The sequence below is a fragment of the Brevibacillus brevis genome (assembly GCF_031583145.1).
Taxonomy (GTDB): Bacteria; Bacillota; Bacilli; order Brevibacillales; family Brevibacillaceae; genus Brevibacillus; species Brevibacillus brevis_E.
This window is the reverse complement of sequence record NZ_CP134050.1, coordinates 4,487,665-4,507,987: the sequence shown is the minus strand read 5'-3', so window position 1 is coordinate 4,507,987 and position 20,323 is coordinate 4,487,665. Positions and strand designations below refer to the sequence as shown.

Here is a 20,323-nt window from a genome sequence, read left to right as displayed (position 1 = left end):
AGAGGGGATATAGGTATGGAACGTGACATCATTTTGAGAGCGTCCCAGATCAGCAAATATTATGGCGGGGTTCGTGCGGTCGACGAGGTCTCTCTCACGCTGAAAAAAGGAGAGCGCATCGGACTGATCGGTCCCAATGGCGCAGGAAAGTCAACGCTGTTCAATTTGCTGAGCGGCGCGATTCAGCCGACCAAAGGGACGATTGAGATCAATGGACAGCCTCTCACCGGCAAAAAACCGGAAGATTTTTCACTCAGCGGTGTGGCGCGAACCTTTCAAAACATTCGCCTTTTCAAAGGGATGACTGTCATGGAAAACGTCATGGCTGGGCTGCATCGTCAAGCGGACACCGGTTTGTTGACGAGTATCTTTGGTTCATCCCGTTACCGCGCAGCGGAAAAGAGGATAAAGGAGAGGGCCAGCGAGCTATTGCGCGATTTCTCCCTGTATGAGCAGCGGGATCGTCAGGCGGTGCACCTCTCGTACGGCGATCAACGTCGCCTGGAAATCGTGCGCGCCCTCGCGACAGATCCGCAGATTCTCTTTCTCGATGAACCGGCAGCGGGGATGAATCCGCAGGAGAGCCACGAACTGGTCGACCTGATCGAACAGGTATGGGAAAGGCATCAGCTGACGGTCTTTTTGATCGAGCATGACATGGATGTCATCATGCGCTTGTGCGAGCATATCTATGTGCTGGACTATGGCAAATTGCTGTTTGACGGGACGCCTGATGAAGTGCGACAAAGCGATTTGGTCCGGGAAGCTTATCTGGGAGGTGAGGTCCATGCTTGAACTGCGAAATTTGCATGTCGCCTATGAATCGGGCGATGTCGTGCGAGGAGTCAATCTGACCGTGAACCAAGGGGAGATTGTCGGTCTGATCGGTGCCAATGGGGCGGGCAAATCTACCATGATGAAAAGCATATCCGGACTCGTTCCTTCGCGGCAAGGCCAGATCCTGTTTCATGGTCAGGACATCACGAGGACCGCACCGGATCGCATTCCGCATATTGGCATTAGCCACGTCCCCGAAGGACGCAGAGTCTTCGGGGATCTCACTGTCGAAGAAAACCTGCATCTGGGCGGATATCGTCATAGGAACCAGGATTTGTCTGCGGATTTTGAGAGAGTCTACCAACTCTTTCCGATTTTGCGGGAGCGGAAAAAACAGCGGGCCGGGCTGATGAGCGGGGGCGAGCAGCAAATGCTTGCCTTGGGCCGGGCGCTCATGTCACGTCCCAGCTTTCTCATCCTCGATGAGCCCTCGCTGGGTTTGGCGCCGCTGATGGTGCAAAGCGTGTTCCGCTTGATCCGTGAGATTCACGAGAATGGCGTGACGATCCTCTTGGTCGAACAAAACGTGGAGTTGGCACTTCGCCATGTCCATCGCGCTTATATTATTCAATCCGGGCAGGTGGTCATGCAGGGAACCCCGGAGGAGCTTCGTCAAAACGGCAATCTGATGGATGCTTATCTCGGAGCAAAAGTACGCAGCTAGAGAGGTCAGGCAGCTGGAAAGAAAAGATAGGAGGTGGCACAATGTGACGATACAAAAAAGGGATGATTTATTTGTTCGCAACGAAAGGGAAGCGCAATTGGTGGATAGAGCAGCTGAACTGGCAGCGCGTTTTGCCAAGAGGGCTCCTCTGCATGATCGGGATGGCAGCTTTCCTTTTGAGAATTTCAAGGATTTGAAGGACTCGGGGTACGTAAAGCTGACAGTCCCCCGCGAGTATGGGGGTGACGAGATATCCCTCTACGAACTGCTTTTAATCCAAGAGCAACTGGGACGCGGTGACGGTTCTACCGCTTTGTCGATCGGCTGGCACATGGGCCTTGTGCTGCACTACCGGACGATTCGTTCATGGCCTGAGGAACTGTTCCGATCGTTTTGCCTAGAGGTGGTGGAAAAGGGAACACTCTTGAACCATTTCTCGACAGAGCGGTCGTCAGGCAGTCCGAGTCGCGGCGGAATACCGCAGACGACAGCGGTGAGAACGGACGGAGGCTGGCTCATCTCCGGCAGAAAGACCTTCAGCACACTGAGTCCGGTCCTCGATACGTTTCTGGTCTCGGCCAGCATGGCGGAAAGCGGACAGATAGGGGAGTTTCTGGTTCGTTCCTCGGATCGCATCCGTATCGAGGAGACATGGAACACGCTAGGGATGCGAGCAACAGGAAGTCATGATGTGATTTTGGAAAATGCTTTTGTTCCGGACGATGCCTTGATCCGTTCCTATGCGGCAGGACAAAAACCGAAAGAGTCCGGTGATGCCAGCGCATGGCTTCTCCATATCCCTGCCTGTTATTTGGGGATTGCGCATGCTGCGCGCGATTTCGCCGTCTCCTTTGCCAAACAGTACCATCCTGCCAGTCTGCCGTCTCCCATCGCCGATCTGCCGACGGTCCAGCAGCAAATTGGCCTCCTGGAATCGGAGCTGCTGGTTGCCCGTCATCTGATGTATGCCATAGCCGACCGCTGGGATACCGATCCGGCAGGGCGGCTGAAGCTGATTCCAGAGCTGGGGTTGGTGAAATACGTGGCGACGAACCATGCGATTTCAATCGTGGACAAGGCAATGCGGATCGTGGGCGGGGCCAGCCTGTCCCGTTCTTTGCCGCTGGAGCGGATGTATCGCGATGTACGTGCTGGATTGCACAATCCGCCGATGGATGAAAACGTGATCCGCAATCTGGCCTTGCGGGCGTTAGCGGAAATGGAGTAGAAGGGAGAGCAATCCATGACGATTTTTTCGAATACGGCATTTCGAGGGAAGCATGCGCTCATCACCGGGGCGACGGGTGGCATCGGATCGGCAACTGCCAAATTGCTGGCGAGCATGGGAGCGGCTATCACTTTGAGCGGACGCAATGAATCGAGGCTGGAATCGGTGAGCAAAGAAATCCGTCAGCAATTTCCGGAGTCGACGGTCCACGTGATACGCGCTGATTTGACCCATCAAAGCGAACGGAGGAAACTGGTAGAGGGAGCTGTGCGGCAAGGAGGCCCCATTTCCTTTCTGGTCAACAATGCAGGAGCCTTTCAGTACGAGCCGATGGAAGAGCTGACTCAAGAGAGCATGGATTCGTTGATAGGCATTAACTTCACGAGCACGGTTCTCTTGACCCAACTCGTTTATGAAGGCATGAAAGCGTCGGGGCACGGGAGCATTGTTACGGTCTCTTCGCTCTCGGGTATGAGGGGATTGCCTGGAACTATTTCTTACTCCGCAAGCAAATTTGCGCTGATTGGATTCACGCATGCGCTTGCACTGGAGGCGATTGGGCATGGAATCCGGGTCAATGCCGTCTGTCCCGGTTTCGTAGATACCAACATGGGGCATGACGTGGTCAGTGCCACTGCCGCAGCGGGGAACGTCAGCTTGGAGCAGCGATGGCAGCAGGTAAACGCGAGCATACCATCCGGCCGCATCACCCAGCCGGAAGAGGTGGCCAATACCATCGCATTCCTGCTTTCGGATGCAGCAGGCAACATCGTCGGTGAAGCCGTGAAGATTTCCGGTGGTGCGCTCGTTCGCTAGAAGCAGGACTTCCGAATACCCGCACGTGTCAGTCCCATCACCCTGAAAAGATGGTGGAATCGATGAGCGACACGTATGACCGGATACGCGAGAAAACATAACGAAGAGGCGTGCGTCCCCTCCATCGGGGAGCACGCTTTTTTGGTACGTCAATGAACAGGAGGGAGCGGGTCCTCTTGGGGATTTGCTCTTCTGTATTCGAGGACAAGCCTGAGCCCCATCAAACAGATCACGAGCCACGCCCCTCCTGCGGCAAAACCGGCGAGCACGTCGCTGGGATAATGAACGCCCAGATAAATCCGGCTGATGCCGATCAGAAGGATCAGGGCGACGGCCAGCAACGTAAGCATCACTTTGGGCCATACCGCACGGAAAAACAGAAAGAGAAACATCCACAGCATCCCGTAACAGATAAAGGAAACCATCGAGTGCCCGCTTGGAAAACTGTATCCGGTTTCCTCGATGATGCGATGCAGCGTAGGCCTTTGACGTTGGAAGATCCATTTCAGCAACTGGTTGAAAAGAGCTCCTCCCCCTGTGGCAATGACGAAGAACAGAGCTTCCCATCGCTTCTTTCGCCAAATCATGATTGCCACGGTAAGAATGACGAGGAATATCATGGCGGTTGTTGAGCCGAGAAAGGTAAAGAACTTCATCAAGCCGGTGAGCGGTGGTGTAATCGATCCCTGTACCCAATGGATGATGCCGGAGTCGAATTGGTACAAATCTTGCTCGATCATCTCGTCCGCAAACCGTTCAAAAATGAAAACGAAAAGAAACAGGAGCAATGAGGCTTGAAACAGATACCGCTTTGCAGGCGAACTGATGCGTTTCCCTCTCATGCGAGCTTCCCCCAGTGATTCGTCCGGAATATCAAGAGTATGGCACAAGAAACCCGGGAAAAACCGCACGACGTCTTCAACGCTTCACCTGGCTGGGTGATGAGTTGCCAAAATGACGGATGATAGGGGGCATTCCGGTAAAAAATACGGTCAGGCATGAGTGCTTCACTACTACAGGAACCTAGGGTGAGACTATGGGCAGAACAAATCTGTTGATGCTAATCGCTTTGGTCGCAGTCGTCACGGTTTGTTCTTATCCGGGGAAAGCAAACGAATCGCCGATCAATCGACGCTCCTACGAGAAACAAGGGGTTGTCTGGGATGTCCGCACCGACCGCAAAGTGATCGCGCTGACATTTGACGACGGTCCCAATCCGAATTACACTCCGAAAATCCTGGATCTGCTCAAGGAATACCAGGCCAGGGCGACCTTCTTCGTGACCGGGACGCAAGTGAAAAAATACCCACAGATCGCAAAACGGCAAGTTCTGGAAGGGCACGAACTCGGCAATCATACGTATGGGCACCCGAAAATGTCGGCTCTGGGGGCTCAGCAAATTGTGAAAGAGCTCATCCGTACGGAGCAGGCCATCGTTGCTGCGACGGGAAAGCAACCTCCACGGCTGTTCCGGCCACCAGGCGGGTACCTTGATCCGGTTCTGGTCACAGGGGCAAGGCAGGCGGGTTATACCACTGTTCTCTGGTCCTTTCACCAAGATACACAGGATTGGAAACGTCCGGGAGTATCCAAGATCGTGAACAAGGTAGTACATTCCGCTCGACGGGGCGATATCGTGCTGCTCCACGACCACGGAGGCAACCGGAGCCAAACTGTCCGAGCCTTGAAACGGATTCTGCCTGAATTGCAAAAGCGAGGGTATCGATTTGTTACGGTTTCGGAATTGCTGCATGAAAAAGAGATCAAGGAAATCTATAACATCCATTTTATGGAGGAAAAAAACCACTCGCCTTCCTGACTGTCTCCCGGATGTCGGGCTTCGGCTTTGGCGGGAAAAAATCAAACAGGAGCCTTCTGCTTGCGTACAAGCGAAAGGCTCCTTTTCGTCGGCAACATCAATGCTTCTGGTTCTTCGCCTGATTCCACGATTTGATCTGCTCGATGATTTCCCTGATCTGATTGCGTGCGTCCTGGTGCTGCGGCTCGCTGGCCCAGTGCTGTACAAGCGGCGGCATCGCCTTGCTCATGTGGGTGTACAGGCACCACACTTTCACCATCTCCACGCGCTCGGGTGTTGCCTCTCCCGTCAGCAGCTCCGTAAATTTGTACAGCAGCTCCTCCAGTTCCGGGACAAGCGCTTCTTTTTTCTCTTCCACGTAGGTTACCTCCCATTTCGAAACGTCATCTTGCTCATCTCGTTTATTGTACGCGAAACGACCGCACAGGGAAAGGAGACGAGGAGCGTGTCCGATCGCGACAGCCTCATCGTCTGCTTGATCGGGACGTGGTAAAGTGATAGGGAGAAACGTATTGTGACAGGTGGGGAAGAAAAACGTATGAGAGAAGAGGACATGTACGAGCCGGTCAAGGCGTGGATGGAGGAGCGGGGATTCACGGTCTATCCGGAAGTGGAGTGCCGGCATCTCGGGGGTCGCGCCGATGTCGTCGTGACGAGCGGGCCTCTAGTCGGGGTCGTGGAAATGAAGCAATCCCTCAGCCTGGACTTGATCGAGCAGGCGCTCCGATGGCGCGGCTACGCTCACTACATCTGGATCGCCATTCCGTACAGACCCCAGTCGTACAAGAAGTTTGTGTCCATGGTGCTGAAAGATTACGGGATCGGTGTGCTGACCGTGAGCAAACAAGGGAGCGTGTGGCCCGACAAACTGCCGCAGCTCGTTCGTCGTACCCTGCCGCACCTCAAGGACTCCCTCACGGCCTACCACCAGTCGGCCGAAGTGAAGGGCGGACAGAGCGGTGGAGGCTACATCACCCCTTACCGGATCACGATGAACCACATTCGGAGGTTTTTGAGCCGGGAGCAAGAGTGGAGGACGTTGGGTGAAATCCTCGCCCATTGCGAGACGCACTACGCCAGCCCGCGTTCGTCGCTGGCGAAAGCGCTGCTGCTGTATGAAGGTAGCTGGTGCGAGCAGAAAAAGGAAAGGGGCAGGCTCTACTTCCGCTGCAGGCCGGAAGCGGCGGACGAAGCGCAAACAATATCAACCAGGCATTCCTTGACCGAAAAACAGTGGAATGTGCTGCTGGCACTGTCCAAAGAAGAGTGGAGGACGCCGACTGTCATCGCCGGAAAACTGCCGATCGGGCCCATGGAGAAGGCCCGGCGCTTTCACTCGCTGTACGTCAATCAACCGCTCAAGGCATTGATCCGCAAAGGGCTGGCTGAAAAAAGTCCAACTGGACGAGGCCAGTACCGGCTGACGGAGGCCGGAAGCAAAATGAAAGGGGAGTAAGGAGACTCCGAACGATCCCGCATCGAAAGGCTCGGCTATCGCCGGGTTTTTTCCTTTTTGGGACAAAAACGCTCGGAGAGATGCACCAATTCCTGCGAAAATGCGCAAATGACTTGTATCACCTTTGCTGCCGCTCGTATACCTTGTACGAGTGGAGATCATCCACTGGATAGGTAGAAAGAGGGAGAGTGACAAGCATGTGGCTCATCGTCAATGAGAAAGAGCTGAAAGCGTATTTTGAAGGACTGAAAAAGCTCGTGCGGGGGAGTGATCGACCGAATCCGCCGCAAGATTCTGATTGTCCGGCAGAACCGGAAATCCGCAAGGTACTGCTTCGCTACATCAATCAGCCTGTGGTCATCGGAACGGATGCGGGGAACGTCTCCGGCATCCTGCAGGAGGTCGGCGCAGATTACGCGCAAATCGCGGAGTCTGCCGGTACTCGCGTTGTAATTCCGTTTACGCAGATCAATTTTGTGCACACGACATAAGGAGGAATTTTCATGGACTTTCGGGATAAACTGCGTTCGCTTCAAGGAGAGACCGTAGAGATTGTCACAGGTATGCAGGTCGATACAGGGGTACTGGTTCAGGTATCGGACAGCACGGCTACCCTTCTGTCGACGGGATCGTCCGGGTACGGGGGCGGGCAAACCATCGTGTACCCACTCGACCGTATCACGTATGTAAGGGTTGTCTGACCGTGAATGTACGGAGGGGAGAGCGGCGTCCGCGAGCATTGTCCGTGATTATCCCCGCTACTTTCACCACCAATCATTTGCCTGGATTGATTGCCCAGTGCCGGAATTTGCGACCGCTGGAGATCCTTCTGGTTGTGTCGCCACGGCTGCTTCCGTCTCTGCCCCGGGCAGCCCGATCACCCCTTTGCCGTGTCATCGCAGGGGATCGCGAGCAACCCCCTTTTTCGGGACAGACTGCCGGAGCGATGCAGGCGAAGGGAGAGATTCTCCTGTTTCTCGGCGAGGATCGCTACTATTCTGCATCTGGCTTGCAGCGGTTTTTGTTTCCGGTGCTGTACGAGAATGTTCAGGCTGTGCTCCCGCGTGAGGCTCCGAGAGTGGTTGACGCGGTCAAAAGACGGGCTAGGCCCGTCCAGGTATTCGCGCGCTTGCTCAACGAAGTGTGCAGACGCCGGGAGCTGGGGGCAGCAAGCTTGCTTGACACCCCTTTTGCGCTGACGCGACAGGCCGTGCACAAGATCGGCATCGATGAACTGACGCACCCGGGGAGAGCTTTTCTCAAACTGCTGAAAAGCGGAATGCAGATTCGTGCCGAGTATGTGCAGCCAGTGTCGGACAGCCGGCCGTTTCAGCCGCAGCTTGCTAGCGCTTCGGTGTCCCAGTTGTCTGACTGGGATCGTGTCGTCATATCTGAGCAGCTATCCGCCATCGCCAGCCTTCCATCGAGAGGAGGGCTTAGCGATGGCGGCAGGAGGAGGGACATTGCCGGGGGAAGAGACGAATCTGGCGGTCTGGCTCCGTGGAAATGCACGGAGGTCAGGCCGCTGAGCCCCTCTTCTCTGTACGAGGGGCAACGACTATCCGTCATCATTCCCGCGTGCAATGAGGAGCGTACGATCGGGTCCGTCATCGAAGAGACGCTTCTTTTGGAGCCCGCGGAAATCATTGTCGTGGCCAACGGTTCCCGTGACCGAACGGCACAAATCGCAAGGGAGAGTGGGGCGACGACCATCGAACTGGCTTCGCCGCTGGGAGTCGATACGGGACGGGCTCTGGGGGCAAGTCTGGCCCATGGAGACATCCTGCTGTTCGTGGATGCGGATTTCGTCATCCCGGCGATGGATTTGTTTCCGTTCGTCCTTGCTTGCCAGCAGGGTACCGATGTCGCTTTGAACGATCCATCTGTCAATCTGCAAGCCCAGCGTGCCGACGATGTCGTTTCAGCTGCCAGACTGGCACTGAATCTCGCGGCAGATCGCCAGGATCTGGGCAGCGCATCCATCCTGGCCGTCCCATATGCGATGCGCCGGGAATCGTTCGCGCCGCTCGGATGGCCTCTGCTCGCCTGCCCGCCAAAAGCGCAAGCGGCTGCTGTGTTTGCGGGACTATCCCTGCAGGTGGCCCATCAGGTAGACAGCTTTGCGATGAACCGGTTTCGGCCACAGAAACATCTCGACCAGTCGGGCCTCTCACCCGCCGTCGAGCAGATCCTGGGTGACCACATTGAGGCACTGCAATGGCTGGCCGAGCAGATCAATGCCAAACAAAACGGAAAAGAAAGCAGTGAGAACAAATGAAAGGAAATCGAGAAGCAGGCTTGGTGAGCGTAGTGGTCACCAACTATAATCGCGCCGATTACCTGCTCGAATGCTTGGACAGCATTCTGGCCCAAACGTATCGGAAGTGGGAGCTGATCTTCATCGACGATGCTTCCACCGATGATTCCGTCGCGATCGTAAACGAGTGGCTCAGGCGCCATCAAGCGTCATTAACGGAGGGACAAAATCAGGTCATTCTCCATGTCCTGCCCCGCAATATCGGTTTTGCAGGTGCGATCAATGTCGGGTTTTATCTGGCAAGAGGCGAGTACATCGCCGTCCAGGATTCGGATGATTACTCGCATGTCCGCCGCTTGGAGAGGCAGGTCGCATTTTTGCAGGAAAATCCGCAGATCGAGCTGGTCGGCACTAATTACTACGCGTTTCCTTCCGAGACGCCTACGAAGCGAGAGCTGTCCACCTGGATCAAATACGGCAGCGACATTCGAAAAGTGTACGGAAACGGAGGACATTGCGTCTGTCACGGGACGATTCTGTTCCGGGCGCGGCTGTTCGACCAGATCGGGGGTCCGACCAGGCGGATCGAGGGTGCGGAGGATTACGAATTTATTGCCAAAAGCTTGAACGCCAGAGCGAACATTGAGAATTTGCCTGAGGCTTTGTATTACTACAGGCAGCATGAGAATCAGCGTTCCACGAAGTATTACCGCAGAAAGGAGGAGAAAAAGTGACAGTCACTGTTTTGATGGTTCTGGACAGCATGGGCGCAGGCGGTACGGAGACGCATGTGCTGAGCGTCGGCAAACCGTTTGCGGCGAAGGGAGCCAAGCTGCATGTTGCGGGGGCGGACGGTCCGTTCCATCAGGAGTTTGTCCGGGCAGGCTTTCGCGTGCATCTCGTGGAGGCGGAATCCCAGCCGCTCGAGGCGCGACGAGACTGCCGGATGAAAGCTTTCCGCCAAGTCATGGAGCGGGAGGGCGTTACGATCGTGCACGTGCACCAGACGCCATCCGGTCTCGCCGCCGCGTCAGCCGCAAGAAGCCTGGGGATTCCCGTCGTGTTTACCATGCACGGCACGTACTATCCGCCCGGGGAAGCACTCGAGCTGGCCGAGATGTGCGATGCGATCATCAGTGTGAGCAAACCTGTCCAGGGATACTGGAGAACTCGCGGAATCGAGTCCAGCGTCATTTCCAACGGCGTCGATCCGGAAGCGTTCCGTCCGGTTGAGGTACAGCACGGGACGCCCCGCATTTTAGAGGAAATCCCCCAGCATGCGACTGTAGTGACCTATGTCAGCAGGCTGGCTTGGCAAAAAGCTTCTGTTTGCAATATGGTGCTCCGCTCGACGAAGAGCAAGCTTCCTGAGCTGGAAAACGTACACATTGTGGTGGTAGGAACGGGCGCTCAAGCCCATCATGTCACAGAGCTCGCCCGTGCGCTCAACAAGCTCAAGGGAGAGCGCTATATCCACATCGCCGGGGAACAGACAGACGTCAGGCCGTTCTATGCCAGGAGCGACTTGGTCATCGGAACGGGACGCGTGGCGCTGGAAGCCATGGCATGCGGCAAGCCTGTACTCGCAATCGGCAACCATGGCTACTTCGGTATGGTGACGCCGGACGTTTATAGCAAGGCATGGGACTATTACTTTGGTGATCATGACTCGATAGAAAAACCGTCTCCGCATTTGATCGCGCAATCGCTGAGGGCGGCGCTGCGCGACCGCGGGTCATTGAAAAGGATCGGAGCACAAGCGAGGGAGTGGATCGCGTCCGAATTTGCGATTGAGCAAAAGGCGGGGGCCATCCTCGATTTGTACGAACGCGTCCAAAATCGGAAGAAAGGAGAGGAGCGCTCGTGAGAAACATTTTGTACGTCGGGTGGATCGGCTTCAACAACTTGGGTGACGAGCTGATGTGGCAGGTTTTCGAGCAAATGTCCCGCAAATACCTCGATCCACGGCATGCTCGGGTCGTTCCGTCTCTTCCAGGTGTAGACCTGAAAGATCTCAGTCCGTACGATACAGTCGTCCTCGGTGGGGGATCTCTGTTGGTTCCGGGGTATGTGGATGTAGCCCACCGAGCGGTTTTGCAGAACAAACGGCTTTTGATATGGGGAAGCGGATACGATACGCAAGAGCCTGTGAAGACAAGTTCGACCGGACGATTGATTGCCGCGCAGATTGGCGAAAGTGAAAAGATGCGCCAAATGCTGCGGGACATCGGAGATCATGCAGCCTTTTTCGGTGTCCGCGGACCGTTGACCATGCAGGTTTTGCAGGATGCAGGTGTAGGCGGCAAGCTTTCGGTCAGCGGGGATCCGGGAATGCTGATGGCCCCACCGGCTGCGGACGCAGGAGGAAATGGAAGAAAGACGCCAGTCATCGGCATCAACTGGGGAACCTCCTACAACCGGATCTACGGAAAGAACGAAGCAGCGGTTGAGGACGAACTGGCGGAGGTGGCGAGAAAACTTGCGGATGACGGCTGCCAGTTGTATCTGTTTACGATGTGGGGGCCGGATCGGGAAGCCATCAAGCGCCTGTATCAAAAGATCGGCAAGCCACAGGCAACCACTCTCGATCTGGAGGTACACAGCTACACGGAGATGCTGCGGCGTCTCCAGACCTTGCAGGCGACCATCAACTTCAAGCTGCATGCCAATGTGCTCAGCGCAGTCAGCGGAGTACCATTCGTCTGCCTTGCCTATCGGTTCAAGTGCTTTGATTTTGTCAGCTCGCTGGATCTGCCCGAGCTGGCCGTGTCCACGGACGGACAAAACCTCGGACAACGTATTGGGTCGCGCGTCCAGTACGCGCTGGCATACCGGGAAGCGATTCAAAACAGCATAGCCGCTGGCCAAAAAGAGACGATCGCTCAGTTGGAGCGGCCGTTTTTGGAAGGCATGCTGTAGGACGCTGGAAAAGAAAGGAGCCCTCATTCGGCGTAAATATTGCCATGGGTGCATGCGCATAATAATCCCACAGCACCGATTGGAGGGAACCTGGATGTCGACATCAAACAGCAGAAACAGCAATCAAAAGCTGGTACCGCAAGCCAGACGGGCGCTCGATCAAATGAAGTTCGAAATCGCCGCCGAATTCGGAGTCATTCTGGGACCGGATACCACTTCCAGACAGAACGGCTCGGTCGGAGGAGAAATCACGAAACGTCTGGTAAGCTTTGCCGAGCAACAGCTGTCCGGCGGAGCATTTCGCCTCTAGGTGATCTATGTGAAGGAAGAGAGAAGGCACCTCTCATCCAAGTGACACCCTGCAGGAAGAGAACGGCCATACGCTCATGTGGCGTGCCGTCCGCTCCTTTCAGGGTTTTTTTTTGCCCATTGCCGTGATTCTGCGGCAGGGAGATACGACGGATGAACCAGGCTGTTTTCGAATAGATCCATATGCCTTTGCTGTTTTTGTTTTTTTTGCAACTTAGTGCCTATTTTTAGCGTCCAAGTAAGAGGAACGATGGCCCGGTTAGAAATGACGAAAATTTGAATTCTGCGATAGGGCGGCCTTGCCCCTGAAAGAGAGAGAACATTTGGGGAAAGGGAATCGGATGAAAGAGAGAGAAGTAAGAAAGGAAGAAAGTGGGGGTGCACGCGAAAGTGAAGGTCGTATTGATCGATGATGAGCATCTGGCTTTGCAGTACTTGGAAAAGGTGCTCAAAAGTTACGAAGGAATAGAGATCGTGAAAACGTACATGGACCCCCTTCAAGCGATTGGCGACATTCGGGATACGAAGCCCGATATCGTATTTCTGGACGTGGAGATGCCGGAAATGAACGGTATTGAAATCGCGGAACAGATCCTCCTGCATCATTCCGATACGCACATTGTGTTCGTCACCGCTTATGAATATTACGCTGTCAAAGCTTTCGAGCTCAACGCTTTGGATTACGTGCTGAAGCCTGTCAAGCGCGAGAGGCTGGAAAATACACTCAAGCGAATTGAAAAGGAAAAAGCCGAAATGGCCCCTGATGGTTCGCCGCAGTCCATTTGCCAGATTCGCTGCTTTCAATCCATTCAATGGGAGAGCCCGGAAGGAGGGGCGGAAACCATTCGCTGGCGTACCTCCAAAGCACAGGAGCTGTTTGCTTATCTGATCCACAGACGGGGTCAACCCGTTCGAAAGGATGTGCTTTTGGAGCTGTTCTGGGCGGAGGCCGAATGGAAAAAAGGGTACGCCCACCTCTATACGACGGTGTATCAGATCCGCAAGACACTGGACCGGCTGGGGATCGGGCTGAAGCTGAAAAATTACGACGAAGGCTATTTGCTTGAAACGAACGGGGTCAAGATCGATGTGGAGGAGTGGGAAAATGGTCTGCGCAAAGCTCCCCCGATTACCCAGGAGACGATTCACGAGCATTTGCAGTTGATCGAGCTTTACCGAGGCGACTACTTTGCCGAATACGACTACATGTGGGCGGAAAGCGAGCGTCAGCGGCTGCGGGCCGATTGGTACCATCACGCTTCGCAGGTGGGTCAGTTTCTCGTGGGCACCCACGAGTATGCGAAAGCGATCGTCCTGTATTTGCGAATGCAGCAAATACATCCGCATATGGAAGAAGTCTACTTCAGCCTGATGAAACTCTACGATTTGGTCGGGGACCGGGAAGCGGTCGAAGCTCAGTATCGGCAGTTGACGGGCATGCTGCTCGAGGAATTCGACATGTCGCCGCAAGAAGAAGTCCGTCAATGGTATGAGCAATGGAAAACGCCAACGGAATAGCCAGGAAAAAGCCGAGTCAGCATAAGCTGCGCTCGGCTTTTTGAATGGGATTCAGAACCGGGAAAAAAGTACCGAGACTATTTGTTCAGAATTTGTCTAGACAGTCTTTGTAGAATAAGGCCGACTGGTTCACTGGCAATCCTTTTCCAAGCAGATGCCGTATGGAACGAACCATCGAATGAAGTAAGGAGATAGGAGATTTGTTATTCGAATGAACAGCATTATGATCGTCGATGTTGCTGCGTTCACGCGCCTTATGCTGCGAAACATTTTCGAATCGCTGGGGTTTGAAGTCATTGCCGAGGCGGACAACGGGAAAGAAGCGGTAAGAAACTATCGGCTGTATCGACCATCGCTAGTCTTGATCGATATTGCCGTTCAGGACATGGATGGACTGACCGCTTCAAGAGAGATTCTCAAATATGATCAGGAAGCCAAGATCATTATTTGTTCAGCGATCACGGATCGTGCGACCGTCATTGGCGCAGTTCATATGGGAGTTTGCGATTTTATCGCCAAGCCGCTTCAGAAAGAGAGAGTAGAATGGGCCATTGAGCATATTCTGGGGACAGAGATGAGGAATGAAGACGGATTTCAAATGCTTGACAGGAAAAAGGGATGGTACGCTTCCCTGACGTAATAACCGCACACAAAAAGCCATTCAGGCAAACGGCCCGCACCTCACAAAAGGTTGGGCCGTTTGTTTCTGTACATGGCTTCCGTCAGTCGTTGCTCGGGACGAAAAATCGCACGGTAGTCCCGAGATCAGGAGCACTTTCGATCAGAAGCCCTTCGCCGTATCCCTGCCGAAGCCGGCGATCGGTATTGATCAAGCCAATCCCCGAGCGCTTGGCATGCTGCCGCTGGCTCAAGAGAGCGAGACGGGTTTCCTCGTCCATTCCCACACCATCGTCGATCACTGCGATCTCGGTGCGATCTCCTCGGTCTTTGATCCGGATGCAGATCGTGCCCCCGCTTCGTCGTTTCAACACACCGTGGCGGACGGCATTTTCGACGAGAGGCTGGATGGAAAGGGGCGGTAGGCGCAGACCCGGGACTTCGTCGATCTCCCAGCGAATGTCCAGCCTGTCTTCGAATCGCTCTTTTTCGATGTACAGATAGGAGCGGACGAGGTCCAGCTCATAGGACAACGGAACGAGACGTTCGGAATTATGAAAGTCGAAGCTCATGCGCAGGTAGTTCCCGAATGCGTCCAAGAGCCCACTCATCCGGTCGGGATTAACAAGCTGCAGAGCCGCGATTGAATTGAGTGTATTGAACAAAAAATGCGGCTGGATTTGCGCTTGGAGCCACGCTGCCTCCATACGCAAACGCTCGCGGGCGGACCGCTTCATTTCCGTGAGCGACTGAACGCGGGAACGCAGTTCTTGCGCATCGACAGGCTTGGTCACGTAATCGTTTGCTCCCGAGCGGAATCCGGCCTCGATATCCTCGGGCTGGCTGCGCGCCGTCAAAAGCAGTATGGGCAGCTCGGACAGAGTGAAACGTTCCCGAATCTGCCGGGTGAGCTCATAACCGGAAATGCCAGGCATCATGACATCGGAAATGACGAGATCCCACTCACGCGAGTCCAGAAGAGCAAGGGCCTCCTTGCCGCTGCTCGCCGTGACGATCCGGTATCGCTGTATCGTGAGGAGGTTGACCAGGATGCTCAGGTTGATCGGGTCGTCATCAATCGCAAGGATGTTCGGCAGCTCTGAGGCAAGGGAGTCTGTCGGCTCCGGTGCATCGTGCCGCAGCGGCTCACTGGCAGCGGCTGCTTCCGAGAGGTCCGTACTGGCGTCTGCAGCCGTCTTCAATCGGTCATTGCTGGTGGCCGCAGCTTCAGCGGATCCGGCTGCAGCTTCCTGCCAGGGTGCTGCTTCGGAGGAAAGCTCATGGACAGACCGGGCAAGCGGAAGCGTGAAACAAAACTGCGAACCACTGCCTTGCGTCGACCGGACTTCCAGCGTCCCTGCGTGCAGCTCCACCAACTGCTTCGTAATGCTCAGACCCAACCCGATTCCACCGCTCACAGCCGTCGTATCCGGATCTCCTTGCTCGTAGGGGAGAAAAATGCGCCGCTTGGTCTCGGCGTCCATTCCGATGCCTGTGTCCGTGACGCAAATGTGCGCCTTGTCCGCTTCAATGAAGGCGTGCAGGGTAATGCTTCCTTCTACCGTATACTTCACGGCATTGTGCAGCAGGTTGAACAGGATTTGCGTGAGCCGGATTTCGTCGGCGAGCACGGCCGGGAACGTGTCGGGAATCGTATTGATCAGGCGAATGTTTTTGCCTGACAGCATGAATCGCAGCATATCCGTCACGCCGGGGGCCACAGCCTGGATCTTTAGCTCCCGCACATGGAGGCGGATCCCGTTTTCCCGGAGACGTGCCATGTCCAAGAGGTCGTTTAGCAAAAACGACATGCGCTTCCCGACGGATATGAGGAGCTCGAGGTTTTCTCTTTCTTTCGAATCGCGGTCGCGATCCGGTGTTTCCAGAACCGACTGGGCGATGTTGATCATGCCGTGGAGCGGATTGCGCAGCTCGTGGGAGGTATTCGCCAGGAACAGATCCTTCGCCTTGTCGGCCGCTTGCAGCTTGGATGCCAGCTCGACGGATTGGGCGGTGGCGCGGAAATAGCGTTTGAACCAGAAAGAGGCGAACATCAGGAACGTGACAATCAGGTCGATCGGGTAATAGCCCATGTCCGGCCAAAACCGGGTTTTGACAAGAGCACCGAGCACATTGGTGATGATCCCCGTCATACCCAGGGCGAGGAACAGGGCGTCTTCGTCCTCGGTGGCCGCCGTGCGGACGGAGCGGATGAGCAGCATCACGCAAACCACAAACGGCAGGAGGAAGTAGATGATGCCGAGCTTCAAGACCCAGGCAGCTGGCGAACAAATCACGCCCCCTGCAGAAAGGACGCAAAGCCAGGTGACCACCCGGTACGCTGTTTTGCGTCTGCCCCCCTCGGGCAGTAGTTGTTTAGCGAAATGCAGCAGGAAGGCGGCGACGGCGATGTACGCCAAAAATACCAGCCTGACAGACCAGGAATAGTCGAACGTCAGCCATTGCAGCAGCAGTTTGTCATCGTCGGCCAGCGTCATCACGATTGCGCTCACGATGAGCAGCAGAAAAGGAAGAAACGCCTTTTGACGCATTCCGATGACGTACAGGATGCAGGCGTAAATGGCGTGCAACGCCAAGACCGCACAGACGATGATTTGCATGCTGATGGAAAACCACTTTTCTTTTTCAATGGCGGGATACGAACCGAATTTGATCGAGCGAATGATCCCTCCTTCACGGTAATGATCGTAATTCGCCACTTGCAGCTCGATATCGATCTCGTTTCGGTCACTGGTAAACATGAGGGAATACGGGATCGTCCGAGCCGAATACAGCCGAGGCTCCGCGGCCGGTTCGCCGGAGCTGGCCAGGAGCTGCCCGTTCACGTACACCTTCGACGCGGAGCGAAGGCTCGGAACGTACATGCCGTAGGAGCGCAAAGGATCGGGCGTGACCAGCACGCGCAAGCGGTAGGTGCCGTAGCCGTACGGCGAATGGTTCTTCGGATTCAGCGTTTCGTTCCATGTCCCCGGTACTTGGATGGTTGTAGCGAGAGGGACAGGCCCGGTTTTGTCGACGACGTTCGATGGGAGGAGCTGGCTGGGGAAAAACTCCCACTCCCCGTTCAGCACCGTGATCTGATCTTCGGAGAAACTCCAGTTTCGCAGGTCGAGCACGCCCTGTACGGCTTTCGGAACGCTCGGATCCGGTTTCATCATGAGGCTGTACCACGCCGCGCGAATGGCAAAAAGCGAAACCACAAACAGACAAAGAATGAGGAAAACCTTTCGAATGGGCATCATTCTGAGTGATTTCGACACGAAATGAGGGACTCCTTCCTGAGCGCTTGGTCCCAGACAGCAAGAGTCCATCTCCCTTTTCCTGGATGCTGGATCGGTTGAACGAATTCTGAACAGGCCGCACTGATCGACGATTGGGCAGGACAGGAAGCGAATGCTATGTATCCGCTTACATTCATCCAGCTATGGTGCGGTTCGTGTTTCATTTTGTACGGTTCAGCCCATTTCCATTTTGAGGAAGATACTCCTGTGATACTTTCTAGGAAGGCGCGTTTTGCCTGAAGTTCACATAAAGAAAAGGAGGAGACTCAGATGAAAAAATGGCTACTCTCAGTCCTGATCTGGGGAGCGATTGCCGCACTGGGCGCCGTTGGATTCGGGATCCTGGCCCTTTCGCGAGGAGAATCGGTCAACTCGTTCTGGCTGCTGACTGCCGCTTTTTGCACTTATGCTGTTGCTTATCGTTTTTACAGCCGTTTTATTGCAAAGAAAATCATGGGCTTGGACGACAATCGGGCGACGCCTGCCGAAGTAAACAATGACGGCAAAGACTTCGTGCCTACGAACAAATGGATCTTGTTCGGGCATCACTTCGCAGCGATCGCCGGTGCGGGGCCGCTCGTCGGTCCGACGCTGGCCGCCCAGATGGGTTATTTGCCGGGCACACTCTGGATTATCGTAGGGGTCGTCATCGGCGGAGCCGTCCAGGACTTTGTCATCCTGTTCGGTTCGATGCGCCGCAACGGCAAGACCTTGGGCCAGATCGCCAAGGAAGAGATCGGTCCGGTCGGCGGAGCGCTGGCTCTGATTGGCATTATTGCGATCATGATTATTTTGATTGCCGTTTTGGCGATGGTGGTTGTAAACGCTCTCGCGGAATCTCCGTGGGCGACCTTCACGATTTTCATGACCCTGCCGATCGCGATCCTGATGGGGCTGTACATGCGCTACATCCGGCCGGGACGGGTCATGGAAGGCTCCCTGATCGGGCTCGCCCTCCTGTTCCTGTCGCTCTGGCTGGGGCAGGCAGTCGCCCATTCCCCTACCTGGGGCCCAGCTTTTACGTTTTCCAAGGTGCAGCTCGCGTGGATGATCATCGTGTACGGGTTTGTCGCTTCGGTACTGCCCGTTTGGCTGCTGCTCGCGCCGCGCGACTATTTGAGCTCGTTTTTGAAAGTCGGCACGATCGCCGTGCTGGCTGTAGGCATCATCCTGACGCTTCCGCCGCTTCACATGCCGGCACTGACCAAGTTCATTGACGGGACCGGCCCGGCTTTCGCCGGCAACCTCTTCCCGTTCCTGTTCATTACGATCGCATGTGGCGCCGTTTCCGGATTCCACGCGCTGGTCTCCTCGGGAACGACGCCGAAGATGATTACCAAGGAGTCGCACGCGCCATTGATCGGCTACGGCGGCATGCTGATGGAGTCCGGAGTGGCGATCATGGCGATGATTGCGGCTTGCGTCCTCACTCCCGGCATCTACTTTGCCATCAACTCGCCGGGTGCGGTGATCGGCGCAGACGCAGCTGCTGCCGCCACGACCATCTCAAGCTGGGGCTTTACGGTCACGCCTGACCAGCTGACGACCTTGGCCAACGACATTCAGGAAAAGACCATCCTTTCCCGGACGGGGGGAGCGCCGTCGCTGGCAATCGGGATGGCGACGATCTTCTCCGGCGTGTTGGGCGGAAAGGCTCTGATGGCGTTCTGGTACCACTTCGCCATCTTGTTCGAGGCCGTTTTCATTCTGACCACCATCGACGCCGGTACCCGCGTAGGACGCTTCATGGTGCAAGATATGCTGGGGAACGTCTTCCCGAAAATGAAGGAAACGAACTGGCTGCCGGGCAACCTGATCGGCTCCGGTCTCATCTCCATCGGGTGGGGCTACTTCCTCCTGCAAGGCGTGATGGATCCCCTGGGAGGCATCTATACGCTGTGGCCTCTCTTCGGAATCGCCAACCAAATGCTCGCGGCCATCGCCTTTACGGTGGGCACGACCATCATATTCAAAATGGGCAAGGCCGCTTACTCGTGGGTCACGCTCGTTCCGATGGCCTGGCTCAGTGCAGCGACATTGACGGCCGGCTGGCAAAAGCTGTTCCATGCCGACCCGAAAATCGGCTTCCTGTCACACGCGGACGCCTTCCAAAAGGCGCTTGATGCAGGTACGTTGCCAAAAGGCGTCAAGACGATCGAGGCGGCCCAAAAAATGATTCTGAACGACCAGATCGACGCGGCAGTCTGCGCGATCTTCATGATCATCACGATCGGCATCATTCTCGACGGGCTGCGGCTGTGGATCAACATTTTGCGGGGCAAGCAGTATCCGTTGTACGAATCTCCTTACGTCAAGTCCAAGGGCGTCATCATTGACGGCAAGGGGCATCACGTAGCATGAGCCGTCGCAAGTGGAGAGCGATCAAAAAGTCCCTGCGCAAAGTCAGCTCCGCTATCAAGACTATCTTCGGGATGCCGGACTACGATCGTTACGTGCAGCACTGGTACAGAGCCCATGCGGCCCCCGGCGTCTTCCCCATGACCGAGCGGGAGTATTACATGTACGCGCTCCGCGAACGGTATGAAAAAGGCGGCGTCACACGCTGCTGCTAGACATCCG

General features: G+C 55.4%; 20 protein-coding genes. 17 read left to right on the top strand and 3 right to left on the bottom strand.

Going from position 1 to position 20,323, the window contains the following annotated elements:
- Positions 1-15: 15 nt before the first annotated feature.
- The 4 genes from RGB73_RS22495 to RGB73_RS22480 are packed head-to-tail and all read left to right on the top strand — an operon-like array spanning position 16 to position 3,545.
- Positions 16-795 (top strand): ABC transporter ATP-binding protein, encoded by a 780-nt coding sequence (locus RGB73_RS22495; RefSeq protein ID WP_310764950.1) that lies wholly within the window; start codon positions 16-18, stop codon positions 793-795.
- Positions 788-1,501, top strand: a complete 714-nt coding sequence (locus tag RGB73_RS22490) for an ABC transporter ATP-binding protein (protein ID WP_310764949.1) — start codon at positions 788-790, stop codon at positions 1,499-1,501. Before RGB73_RS22495 ends, RGB73_RS22490 begins: the two co-directional genes overlap by 8 nt.
- Positions 1,502-1,544: 43 nt before the next feature.
- Positions 1,545-2,729 (top strand): acyl-CoA dehydrogenase family protein, encoded by a 1,185-nt coding sequence (locus tag RGB73_RS22485; protein WP_396136125.1) that lies wholly within the window; start codon positions 1,545-1,547, stop codon positions 2,727-2,729.
- A gap of 15 nt (positions 2,730-2,744) precedes the next feature.
- Positions 2,745-3,545, top strand: coding sequence for an SDR family NAD(P)-dependent oxidoreductase (locus RGB73_RS22480; RefSeq protein ID WP_310764948.1), 801 nt, complete (start codon positions 2,745-2,747; stop codon positions 3,543-3,545).
- Between the two features lie 149 nt (positions 3,546-3,694).
- On the opposite strand, the gene RGB73_RS22475 is transcribed toward RGB73_RS22480, so the two are convergent.
- Positions 3,695-4,387, bottom strand: coding sequence for a phosphatase PAP2 family protein (locus RGB73_RS22475; RefSeq protein WP_310764947.1), 693 nt, complete (start codon positions 4,385-4,387; stop codon positions 3,695-3,697).
- Between the two features lie 194 nt (positions 4,388-4,581).
- Here RGB73_RS22475 and RGB73_RS22470 point away from each other — a divergent pair, with 194 nt between their 5' ends.
- On the top strand, positions 4,582-5,364 hold the full coding sequence (locus RGB73_RS22470) for a polysaccharide deacetylase family protein (RefSeq protein WP_310764946.1): 783 nt from the start codon (positions 4,582-4,584) through the stop codon (positions 5,362-5,364).
- Positions 5,365-5,461: 97 nt separating this feature from the next.
- Here the strand turns inward: RGB73_RS22470 and RGB73_RS22465 are convergent, their stop codons facing one another.
- Complete coding sequence (locus RGB73_RS22465; protein WP_310764945.1) at positions 5,462-5,722, bottom strand: DUF2573 family protein; 261 nt, start codon at positions 5,720-5,722, stop codon at positions 5,462-5,464.
- 180 nt (positions 5,723-5,902) lie between these two features.
- On the opposite strand from RGB73_RS22465, the gene RGB73_RS22460 reads away from it, so the two are divergent.
- From RGB73_RS22460 to RGB73_RS22415, 10 genes are all read left to right on the top strand, one after another.
- A complete protein-coding gene (locus RGB73_RS22460) occupies positions 5,903-6,820 on the top strand; it encodes a hypothetical protein (RefSeq protein WP_310764944.1) in 918 nt (305 codons plus the stop codon).
- 197 nt (positions 6,821-7,017) lie between these two features.
- Complete coding sequence (locus RGB73_RS22455; RefSeq protein ID WP_310764943.1) at positions 7,018-7,311, top strand: DUF2642 domain-containing protein; 294 nt, start codon at positions 7,018-7,020, stop codon at positions 7,309-7,311.
- A gap of 12 nt (positions 7,312-7,323) precedes the next feature.
- Entirely contained in the window at positions 7,324-7,521 is a 198-nt protein-coding gene (locus RGB73_RS22450) for a hypothetical protein (protein ID WP_310764942.1), read from the top strand.
- 2 nt (positions 7,522-7,523) lie between these two features.
- A complete protein-coding gene (locus RGB73_RS22445; RefSeq protein ID WP_310764941.1) occupies positions 7,524-9,098 on the top strand; it encodes a glycosyltransferase in 1,575 nt (524 codons plus the stop codon).
- A complete protein-coding gene (locus RGB73_RS22440) occupies positions 9,095-9,811 on the top strand; it encodes a glycosyltransferase family 2 protein (protein WP_310764940.1) in 717 nt (238 codons plus the stop codon). Before RGB73_RS22445 ends, RGB73_RS22440 begins: the two co-directional genes overlap by 4 nt.
- Positions 9,808-10,944 (top strand): glycosyltransferase family 4 protein, encoded by a 1,137-nt coding sequence (locus RGB73_RS22435; protein ID WP_310764939.1) that lies wholly within the window; start codon positions 9,808-9,810, stop codon positions 10,942-10,944. The genes RGB73_RS22440 and RGB73_RS22435 overlap by 4 nt, the downstream gene beginning before the upstream one ends.
- Positions 10,941-11,996, top strand: a complete 1,056-nt coding sequence (locus RGB73_RS22430; RefSeq protein ID WP_310764938.1) for a polysaccharide pyruvyl transferase family protein — start codon at positions 10,941-10,943, stop codon at positions 11,994-11,996. Before RGB73_RS22435 ends, RGB73_RS22430 begins: the two co-directional genes overlap by 4 nt.
- 94 nt (positions 11,997-12,090) lie before the next feature.
- Positions 12,091-12,306: an alpha/beta-type small acid-soluble spore protein gene (locus RGB73_RS22425; protein WP_310764936.1), complete on the top strand. Its 216-nt coding sequence runs from the start codon at positions 12,091-12,093 to the stop codon at positions 12,304-12,306.
- Positions 12,307-12,683: 377 nt separating this feature from the next.
- Complete coding sequence (locus tag RGB73_RS22420; RefSeq protein ID WP_310764935.1) at positions 12,684-13,823, top strand: response regulator; 1,140 nt, start codon at positions 12,684-12,686, stop codon at positions 13,821-13,823.
- Positions 13,824-14,034: 211 nt separating this feature from the next.
- A complete protein-coding gene (locus RGB73_RS22415) occupies positions 14,035-14,463 on the top strand; it encodes a response regulator (protein WP_310764934.1) in 429 nt (142 codons plus the stop codon).
- Positions 14,464-14,545: 82 nt separating this feature from the next.
- Here RGB73_RS22415 and RGB73_RS22410 read toward each other — a convergent pair whose 3' ends face one another.
- Entirely contained in the window at positions 14,546-17,722 is a 3,177-nt protein-coding gene (locus RGB73_RS22410; RefSeq protein WP_310764933.1) for a hybrid sensor histidine kinase/response regulator, read from the bottom strand.
- A 291-nt stretch (positions 17,723-18,013) separates the two neighbouring features.
- On the opposite strand from RGB73_RS22410, the gene RGB73_RS22405 reads away from it, so the two are divergent.
- Positions 18,014-20,104: a carbon starvation CstA family protein gene (locus tag RGB73_RS22405; protein WP_310764932.1), complete on the top strand. Its 2,091-nt coding sequence runs from the start codon at positions 18,014-18,016 to the stop codon at positions 20,102-20,104.
- Complete coding sequence (locus RGB73_RS22400; protein WP_310764931.1) at positions 20,101-20,316, top strand: CstA-like transporter-associated (seleno)protein; 216 nt, start codon at positions 20,101-20,103, stop codon at positions 20,314-20,316. Before RGB73_RS22405 ends, RGB73_RS22400 begins: the two co-directional genes overlap by 4 nt.
- The last annotated feature ends 7 nt before the right edge of the window (positions 20,317-20,323 follow it).

What these genes read in the sequence shown, in the direction of transcription:
- RGB73_RS22495 (WP_310764950.1), top strand. Translation starts at nt 16, where the DNA reads ATGGAACGTGACATCATTTTGAGAGCGTCCCAGATCAGCAAATATTAT.
- RGB73_RS22490 (WP_310764949.1), top strand. Translation starts at nt 788, where the DNA reads ATGCTTGAACTGCGAAATTTGCATGTCGCCTATGAATCGGGCGATGTC.
- RGB73_RS22480 (WP_310764948.1), top strand. Translation starts at nt 2,745, where the DNA reads ATGACGATTTTTTCGAATACGGCATTTCGAGGGAAGCATGCGCTCATC.
- RGB73_RS22475 (WP_310764947.1), bottom strand. Translation starts at nt 4,387, where the DNA reads ATGAGAGGGAAACGCATCAGTTCGCCTGCAAAGCGGTATCTGTTTCAA.
- RGB73_RS22470 (WP_310764946.1), top strand. Translation starts at nt 4,582, where the DNA reads ATGGGCAGAACAAATCTGTTGATGCTAATCGCTTTGGTCGCAGTCGTC.
- RGB73_RS22460 (WP_310764944.1), top strand. Translation starts at nt 5,903, where the DNA reads ATGAGAGAAGAGGACATGTACGAGCCGGTCAAGGCGTGGATGGAGGAG.
- RGB73_RS22455 (WP_310764943.1), top strand. Translation starts at nt 7,018, where the DNA reads ATGTGGCTCATCGTCAATGAGAAAGAGCTGAAAGCGTATTTTGAAGGA.
- RGB73_RS22450 (WP_310764942.1), top strand. Translation starts at nt 7,324, where the DNA reads ATGGACTTTCGGGATAAACTGCGTTCGCTTCAAGGAGAGACCGTAGAG.
- RGB73_RS22440 (WP_310764940.1), top strand. Translation starts at nt 9,095, where the DNA reads ATGAAAGGAAATCGAGAAGCAGGCTTGGTGAGCGTAGTGGTCACCAAC.
- RGB73_RS22425 (WP_310764936.1), top strand. Translation starts at nt 12,091, where the DNA reads ATGTCGACATCAAACAGCAGAAACAGCAATCAAAAGCTGGTACCGCAA.
- RGB73_RS22415 (WP_310764934.1), top strand. Translation starts at nt 14,035, where the DNA reads ATGAACAGCATTATGATCGTCGATGTTGCTGCGTTCACGCGCCTTATG.
- RGB73_RS22405 (WP_310764932.1), top strand. Translation starts at nt 18,014, where the DNA reads ATGAAAAAATGGCTACTCTCAGTCCTGATCTGGGGAGCGATTGCCGCA.
- RGB73_RS22400 (WP_310764931.1), top strand. Translation starts at nt 20,101, where the DNA reads ATGAGCCGTCGCAAGTGGAGAGCGATCAAAAAGTCCCTGCGCAAAGTC.